Annotated in this window: 2 protein-coding genes; both read right to left on the bottom strand. The window is 72.8% G+C overall.

What is annotated here, in order from left to right:
- Positions 1–180: 180 nt before the first annotated feature.
- Entirely contained in the window at positions 181–3312 is a 3132-nt protein-coding gene (locus ACWDSL_RS51055; protein WP_450496322.1) for a discoidin domain-containing protein, read from the bottom strand.
- Positions 3313–3567: 255 nt separating this feature from the next.
- A partial coding sequence (locus ACWDSL_RS51050; RefSeq protein WP_450496321.1) for a non-ribosomal peptide synthetase occupies positions 3568–6389 on the bottom strand: 2822 nt, incomplete at its 5' end.

The raw sequence follows: 6389 nt of genomic DNA, 5'->3' as shown, positions 1-6389 counted from the left end.
GCGGGATTCACGCGCCTCCAACCCTTCCTTCCGGCGCCCCTTCCGGGCATCGTCCCCGGCCGCCGTCTTCCCCTGGTGCGCCCGGACCAGCCACTCACCTGTCCTGGTGCCTACGCACTACAGGCCGACTCGGGCCGGAGCGGGCCGACTCGGGCCGGGGCAGGGCTTGACCTGGAGCGGTCAGCGCACCGTCAGGCGCCGCAGGCGTGACACCGCCGCAGGCGCCGACCCGTCGACTTCGAGGCTGACATAGCGGGCCGTCTCGGAGGCGGTCAGCCGGCGCACGCGGCCCCGGCCGGTGAGGGTGCCGGCGTCCTGATAGGTGATGCCGTCCATGCTGAAGCCGGCCTTCGCGCCCGGCGCCGCGCCCGCCGTCCACTCGGTCTCCACCTGGCGGACCGGGCGGGCCGCGCCGAGGTCCACGACCATGCGGCCGCGCGTGCCCGGCTGCCACGCCGTACGGGCGTCGCCGTCCACCGCCGCCGCGGGGTCGGACATCCCCTCCGGCAGTGGGCTCGTGGGGAAGACGGTCCTGCCGAGGGCCAGGTCGTCGTACGGGTGGGCGGCCGCGCCGGCCAGGACGACGGTGATCGTCCGGCCCGCTCTGACGACGGCGACCCTGCTGCGCCCCTGGGCCCGGACGCGCAGGGTGCAGGAGGCCCCGGACAGGCGTACGGTCGCGCCGTCGACGACCTGGGCCCGCAGGCCCGACGGCAGGCGTCGGCTCGTGAGGGGGGTGAGCGTGAAGCGCGGGGCCAGCACGACCGCCGTGGCGGCGGGCAGCGCGGCCTCGAAGGACGTGCCGTCGGCGGTCAGCCGCTGCGTCCCCTCGAAGACCACCGTGTCCGTGCCGGTGCGCGGGATCGTGATCCGCGTCCTGACGGGCTCGTCGGAGAGGTTGAACAGGGTCAGGTGCCCGTCCGTCAGCGTCGTGCGCACCTCGGTGGCCTCCGCCGTGGGTGCGGTCCCCCGGGCGATCGCGCGCAGGTTCCCAGCCGACGCGGCGGGGAAGCCCTCGACGAGCAGAGGTGCCGCCGGTCCGTCGCCGAGGACGATCTTGTCGTCGTAGACGCCGATCGGGTTCCGGCCGTCACGTACCACGAGCCCGGCGCGTCCCTCGACGTCGAGCCAGCCGCCGCGGCTGCTCACCGCCGGCCTCGGCCCGGTCGCCAGGTCCCTCCAGTCCCGGCCGTCCGTGGAACCCTGGATGCGGTAGGCGCGGCCCGCCGCCGATTCCCAGCGCAGGGTGACCCGGTCGATCCGGCGCTCGACGCCGAGGTCGACGGCCAGCCAGCTGTCGGCGCGCGGACGGTCGGCCCTCGCCACCGCCCAGCGGGTGGCCGCGTCGCCGTCGACCGCGAGCGGCGCGCCCTTCCCGGCGTCGGCCGACGAGGCCGTGGCGGATCCGCCGCGTGCGAGGTCCGCGCCCTGGGCGCCGTCGCGCACTTCGAACGCGTACAGGGAGTACCCGTAGGCCGGGTCGGGCCGCACACCGAGCATGCGGACGTGGCGCACCGTCGTGGGTGTGAAACCGAGGTCGTCGACCCGTCCGTCGGGTGTGCCGGTGGAGGTGTCGCGGGCACGGACGGTCGCCTCGCCCTCCTCGAAGCGGTAGGTGCGCGCACCGTCGAGCCCCGGCATGCCGGGCATCGTCAGGTTGTGCACGTCGAGGTGGCCCTCCGCGTCGGCGGTGCCGCTGCTCGCGTAGACGATCGAGCCCGTCGGGAGTGTCGCGAACCCGGCCCAGCCGCCGTCGAGGCGCAGCAGCGTCGCGCTGCCGTCGAAGCCGTCGCGCAGGGACTCGTACACGCGCACGGTACGGCCCTGGACCTTCGTGGCGGTGGCGGGCAGGAACATCGGGGTCGCGCCGCTGAGCCGGAACAGCCAGTCGTCATGGCCCGGCTGCCAGGCGAACTTCACGAACCCGGGCTTCGTCACGGCACCGGCCCACGCGGCCCGCGACTGATGCGACACCAATCCGGGGCCGGTCCCGAAGTCCGTGACACCCGAGGCCCGCGCGAACAGTTCCTCACGCGACAGCGCCTCGACGGGCCGCCCGGACGCCGCCGCCCACACGTGCAGCAGGTAGCTGATAGCGATCTCGGCGCGTGCCTCCGGCTCGTACTTCGGCTCCCCCGAGAACTTCGCCATCCGGTGCTCGGGCGGGTACTGCTGGTACGCCTCCAGCCGCGCCGCCAGCTCCTGCTCCGCGCGTGCCGCGGCCCGGTCGCGCATCACCTGGGAGAGGAAGGCGAGCGGGATGACGTCCCTGCCGTAGAGGTGTTCGCGGTCGTTGACCATCGGCATCAGCGGTTCGCCCGCGTCGCTCATGACGCCCAGCAGCGTGCGCCACAGCGGCTGGGCGTTCGGCTGCCGCGCGAGGACCTGCGGAAGGGGGCGTCCGGCGGCCAGGAAGTGCGCGGCGTTGCGGCCGGAGGTGCGCCACAGCTCCTCTTGGTAGTGCGGGCCGAAGGAGCCGTGGTTCTCGACGATGAAGGTGTCGTACAGATTGCGGGCGGTGTTCTCGGAGACGGCGACGCCGTCCACGCGGGCTGGGTTGGCGAGGTCGGCGGGCGGCAGCCCCGCCTCGTTGCGCGACCAGATGCCGTACCAGGTGGCCCAGTCAGCGGCGCGGCCATCGTCGTGGGCCCATGCGAGCGCCGGGGCGAGGGTCTGCGCGTACAGGCCCATCTCTTCCAGCTTGGTGTCGCCGATGTGTCCGCCGCTTTGGCCGTTCGGTGTCCAGTCGCCCGAGGCGGGGTCGTCGCCGCTGCCCAACGACACGGTGTAGGCGGCCTGTTCGCGGACGATGGTCTCGACGTTCTGCCGCGTCGCGGTGTCGAGGTCGTTCCACAGCAGCCGGGCGGCGAGGACGAAGTACGACTGGAAGGTGGTGTCGAAGAAGAGTGTGCGGCCCCACTCGTTGCCGCCGGTGAGCCGGTTCGACGCGGCGAAATGACGGATCGTGGCGAGCGTGCGCCGCGTGAGGGTCTCCCGATCGGTGCCCGCGCGCGCCGCGTCGTAGCTGCCGTGGGTGAGCAGGACCGCGTTGCCGAGGACCACGGCGAACCCGAAGTCCTTGGCCCGGTAGTGGCCCTGGGCCTCGTCCCACTGCGTCTCGGACCACCGGGTGTGGTCCAGGAGCACCCGCAGGTAGGTGGCCGCGACGTCGTCGGGCGGAGTGTCCGTGCGGCCGTGCGCCGCGTGAGCGCTCGCGGCTCCGGTGAGCGGGGGCAGGGCGGCCAGCGCGCCCGTGAGACCGGCGAGGTGCAGAAAGCGGCGGCGGTCGAGGGGCAGGGACTGGTGCGACACGGAACGACACCTCGGAGACTAGACAACGTTGTCAGAGCATGGGTGCCGCATATTCTTCGACGGTCCGGGTCCGCGCGTCAACGGGTGTGACATCAGCCCTCGTCGGCCGGTGGGGGCAGGGCCGCCCACCGGGCGACCGTCGGGCCGACCGACTCGCCCGAACTACGTCTGCTCACGGCGTACGCCGATCTCTTCCCCGCGGCCTTGGCCCGCGAACTCAAGGTCTCCAACACCCGCCGAATACGCACGCTCGAGTCAGGATCTGTCCCTGGGGCGCAGTACCGGGCGAGCGCGTCGGCCGTTGTCCAGGTGAGGAGCCAGTTCGGCGACTGTGGGGGCCTCGAAGACGGTCTGCAGGTCAAGACTGATCCCGAACCGCGCGCGGACGCGGTTGACCAGGAGCATGGCGAGCAGTGAGTGCCCGCCCAGCTCGAAGAAACTGTCGTCCCGGCTGACATCGGGTACCCCCAGGATGTCGGCGAAGAGCTTGCACAGGGCTTCTTCCCGGGCGTCGCGGGGGTGTTGCGAGGTCGAGGCGGCCGTGTGGCCGGGGGCGGGCAGCGCGGCACGGTCCAGCTTGGCGTTGATGGTCAGCGGCAGTGCCTCCAACTGCACGAAGGCCGACGGCACCATGTACGTGGGCAGGCGCTCGGCGAGCCGGTCGGCGAGCGCGGCCGTGTCCAGTGCGGCGCCGGTGTCCGATGTCACGTAGCCGACCAGTCGTTTGTCGCCGGGCCGGTCCTCGCGGAGTATCACCACGGCATGCCGTACGCCAGGCAGGGCCGTCAGGGTGGCTTCGATCTCTCCCGGCTCGATCCGGAAGCCGCGGAGCTTGACCTGGTCGTCGGTACGGCCCAGGTAGAGCAGGTTGCCGTCGGCCGTCCAGCGGACCATGTCACCGGTCCGGTACATCCGTTCCCCGGCCGCGCCGAACGGGCAAGCGACGAAGCGGGTGGCCGTGAGTCCCGCGCGTCCGACGTATCCCCTGGTCACGCCCGGGCCCGCGAGATACAGCTCGCCGTCCACTCCGGGCGGCACCGGCCGCAGGGCGTCGTCCAGGACGTATGCCTGGGTGCCGGCGATGGGTCCGCCGATGGTGACGGAGCGGCCCGGGGCCAGGAATTCGCCGGTGGATCCCACGGTGACCTCGGTCGGCCCGTAGAGATTGAACAACGGGTTGTCGACGGACCACAGGTCGGCCACCATCTGCGGTACTGCCTCGGACCCGGTGACGATCGTCGTTCCGGCCGGCACGGCGGCCGAGGGCAGCGCGGAGAGCAGCGTCGGCGAGATCCACACGTGCGTCGCGCCGTGGGCGGGCGTACTGCCGTGCTCGGCCTTGACGAGCGCATCGGGCCGGATGAACCGGAGCCTCGCGCCGGTGAGCAGGGCCATGCCGATCTCCCACATGGACGCGTCGAAGCCGATCGAGGCCAGCTGCAGCACCACGCTCTGCGGGCCGACTCCCAAGGCGGATGTGTGGGTGCTGATCAGCCGGGGGATCCCGGCGTGGGGGACCGCGACGCCCTTGGGCGTCCCCGTCGAACCGGAGGTGTAGATCACGTACGCCGTGGAGGCGATGTGCAGCGGACCGAGCCGGTCGTCGTCGCTCACCTCGGTGGCGGGGAAGGCGGCCAGGTCGAGGCCGCCCAGCACGGTGGTTTCGAGGTCCGCGTCGCCGAGCCGCGCGGGGTCGTCCACCAGCGCCATCGTGGCCGCGGTGTCGGCCAGCATGAAGGCCATGCGCGCCGGAGGATACGCCGGGTCGATCGGCAGGTACGCCCCGCCCGCGGTGAGCACCGCCAGCATGGCCACCAGGAGGCCGGGGCCGCGCTCCGCCGACACGGCGACGGGAACCTCGGGGCCCACCCCGCGCCCGATCAGATAGCGGGCCAGCCGGTTGACGCATCGGCTCAGCTCGGCGTACGTGATTCCCCCGTCGCCGTCCTCGACGGCGATGGCGCCCGGTCGCTGCCGCACCTGCTTCTCGAACAGGTCGGGGATGGTCGCCGGCTCGGCCTCGGTGCCACGGCCCCATTCGGCGAGGATCCGCTTCCTCTCGTCGGGGAGGAGCACGTGGTAGGCGCTGAGCCGGGCGTCGGGGGCGGCCGTTGCCTGCTCCAGCAGCTGGATCAGCCGCCGGGCCAGGCTGAGCGCGGTCGCGGGGTCGTAGAGGTCGTCCGCGTATCCGACGCTCAGCCTGAGCCCCGAGCCGCGGCGCTCGCTGAACTCGAATTCGAGGTCGAACTTCGCGACGTCCAGGGGCGCCGGGCCGGGCTCGCAGCGAAGGCCGGGCAGCTCGAGGGCGGCGCTGGTGGCGTCGGTCCAGACAAGTGCCGTCTGAAAGAGGGGATTGCGTGACGGGGAGCGAGTCGGCTGGAGTTCTTCCACGAGGCGGTCGAAGGGAAACTGCTGGTGTTCGAAGGCGGCCAGGTCGGTCGCGCGGACCCGGGCGAGCAGATCGGAGAAGGCGGGGTCACCGCTGGTGTCGGTGCGCAGGACCACGGTGTTGAGGAAATAGCCGACGAGGTCGTGCAGGGTGTGGTCGGGGCGTGCCGCGACGACGGCGCCCAGCGGGATATCGGTGCCGGCGCCCAGCTGGGTGAAGAGGGCGGCCAGGGCGGCCTGGGCCACCATGAAGGGGGTGACCCCGCGGGTCCGGGCCAGTTCTCGCAGCCGCTGGTCCAGTCCCTGGTCGATCGGCAGTTCGACGAGGCCGCCGCGGCGGGAGGCGCGGGCCGGGCGGGGCCGGTCGGCGGGCAGCGTCAGCTCCTCGGGCAGACCGGCCAGGGCCGTACGCCAGTAGTCGAGCTGGCGGCTCTGCACACCGGCCGGATCACCGGCGTCCCCGAGCGCGTCCTCGTACCAGAGCGCGTAGTCCGCGTACTGGACGGGCAGCGGCTCCCAGTCGGGAGCCTCACCCCGGGTGCGGGCCGCGTAGGCACGGGCCAGATCGGCGGTCAGCGGCCGCATGGACCAGGCGTCGATGGCGATGTGGTGGACGGTCAGGACGAGGGTGGCGTCCTGTGGGCCGGTGGCGATGAGTTCGGCGTGCAGGGGAAGGTCGGTGGACAGGT

This window comes from Streptomyces sp. NPDC000941 (assembly GCF_053599555.1).
This window is presented reverse-complemented; position numbering and strand designations above follow the sequence as displayed.